Below are 1,904 nucleotides of genomic sequence, written 5' to 3'. Positions count from 1 at the left end.
GGCCGTGAACATCTTAGAAAAAGGATTAGGCAAGTGGCAGAATCCTAAAATAAAAGAAAAAAGCAGCCTAAGCTAGGCTGCAGTCCGCTAGCAATTCGCGGACTTAAAAGGCTTTGGTAATTAGACGACCTCTATCGCTAATAGTTGCGAGATTATTAGTGACAAGTCAAATCCGTATCTAAGCAAGTTGGTGTTCTGGTTAGCACAAGCTAGCGAGCCACTAAGCCCTAGACTTCAGTCTAGGGTAGTTGACTATTAGTTAAAAGTAAATCTTCTATTTATCCTTTTTTACCGAAATGCCTTAAACTATAATTTAGCAATCAAGGTTCTCGCTGAACCTAATTCACAAAATACATGGGAGAGAGATTTTTAATGAAGAAATTAATCTTTTGGGGTGCGATTTTTGCTATGTTTTTGATTGGCGGAGGTGGCGCTGGCGCCTATGTTAGTCACAATAATGCCGTTCAACGCAACAATCAGAGTAATTCTAATATGAAGTCCAATACTAAGGAGAAAAATAGTAATTCTGCTGATGTAGACAAGAATTCTAATTCAAGTTCAGATACTTCCAGCTCTAACAGCAGTTCCGACAAGGACAAGAATAAGGATCATCAAGATAAGGACAAACAATCTAGTTCTGCTTCATCTTCATCTAGCGACAAGGATGCCGATGCTCAATCTAGTTCTTCAAGTAGTACCAAGCAATCAAGCAGCCAATCTAGTCAATCTTCTAGCAGCGCGCAATCATCAAGCACCCAGAGTTCAGATGATTCAGATAATAAGTAATTGCTGCGAGTCTATGAACTTGCTATAATATGTAATGAAAAAGAGGTCGGCAAATGAGCCAACCTCTTAATGTAGAATCGCGTAAGCGGTGCTATCAAATATTGTTACTTATTCAATAACTGCCGGCTCTGCACAGCCAAAGCAGTTATTTTTTTCGTTGATCAAAAAACTTAATCAACTCAACAACTAATGCAATTAGAGTAACGACAAATGTGCCGAATTCTAATATTAGTTGCAACGCATCTGCAACAGACACGAAGGCTTCTCCTTTCTATCAGGATATGCGAATACGAGTTAATAAAATTTACTCATAAGCACCATCCCCGCCACTTCAGCTTTTCTACGGCTAAAATTATACTAAATCCAAATATACGTTCACAAGCAAACATTATAAAGAAATTTCCTAAAAGCAGTTAAATTTGCTTTTATTTGCAGAAGTCGGTAGAATTATTATTGATTTTGCATCTATTTATTTTCTAAATAAAGGGGTAACAACTTTGACTGAAGAAGAAAAGAACGCTCAAGCACAAGCATATAAAGAAACAGAAGAAGAAAACGACGATCTTAAAGTCGTAATGCCAGAAGCTAATAAGACTACTATGCCTAAGGAAGAATTCAAGGAACAACCTGATTACTTGAAAGTCTTCGCTAACTTCTACATTGCTCAATTTGATGAAGATGACCTTGAAATCATCAACCTTTACGATGAAAATCACAACATGGTTGATATTAACAGTTATCTCTTGAACAACATCCACTTCCCACGTAAGAAGTTGGTTGAACACGTTTTGCAATACCATGATTACAACTTTAAGAACTTACTTGATGTAATGGTTGAAAAGACCGGTGTTAAGCCAGAAGACATGCTTACTTACGAAGCATGGGACAAGTGGTATGAAGAACAACGTGCTAAGATTTCTTCATCACTTTCATAATTTATATTGAAAAAGGCTCCCGATTTGGGAGTCTTTTTTTGTGTTCAAATATATTCAATTGAGAAGGGTGTTCAGTATAACTGACAAAAAGCGCAAATTTTGTCAGTTATATCGAACACTCTGCTTTTGTCAACTACCCTAGACTGAAGTCTAGGGCTTAGTGGCTCGTTAGCTTACGCTAAC

3 protein-coding genes are annotated in these 1,904 nt (G+C 37.3%); 2 read left to right on the top strand and 1 reads right to left on the bottom strand.

Annotation, left to right across the window (positions count from 1 at the left end; all coding sequences use genetic code 11):
- Positions 1-372 precede the first annotated feature (372 nt).
- Positions 373-786, top strand: coding sequence for a hypothetical protein (locus CP357_RS09815; protein ID WP_098037211.1), 414 nt, complete (start codon positions 373-375; stop codon positions 784-786).
- Positions 787-931: 145 nt separating this feature from the next.
- Here the strand turns inward: CP357_RS09815 and CP357_RS09810 are convergent, their stop codons facing one another.
- Complete coding sequence (locus CP357_RS09810) at positions 932-1,042, bottom strand: putative holin-like toxin (protein ID WP_098037210.1); 111 nt, start codon at positions 1,040-1,042, stop codon at positions 932-934.
- 241 nt (positions 1,043-1,283) lie between these two features.
- Between CP357_RS09810 and CP357_RS09805 the strand changes: the two genes are divergently transcribed.
- The gene (locus CP357_RS09805; protein WP_025005569.1) at positions 1,284-1,721 is read left to right on the top strand and encodes a hypothetical protein; all 438 of its coding nucleotides are present in this window, start codon (positions 1,284-1,286) and stop codon (positions 1,719-1,721) included.
- Positions 1,722-1,904 lie beyond the last annotated feature (183 nt).

This window comes from Lactobacillus sp. UMNPBX6, assembly GCF_002553975.1.
Classification (GTDB): Bacteria; Bacillota; Bacilli; order Lactobacillales; family Lactobacillaceae; genus Lactobacillus; species Lactobacillus gallinarum.
This window is presented reverse-complemented; position numbering and strand designations above follow the sequence as displayed.

Bases quoted from the DNA above. Each gene is read 5' to 3' on its own strand.
- CP357_RS09815 (WP_098037211.1), top strand. From the start codon at position 373: ATGAAGAAATTAATCTTTTGGGGTGCGATTTTTGCTATGTTTTTGATT.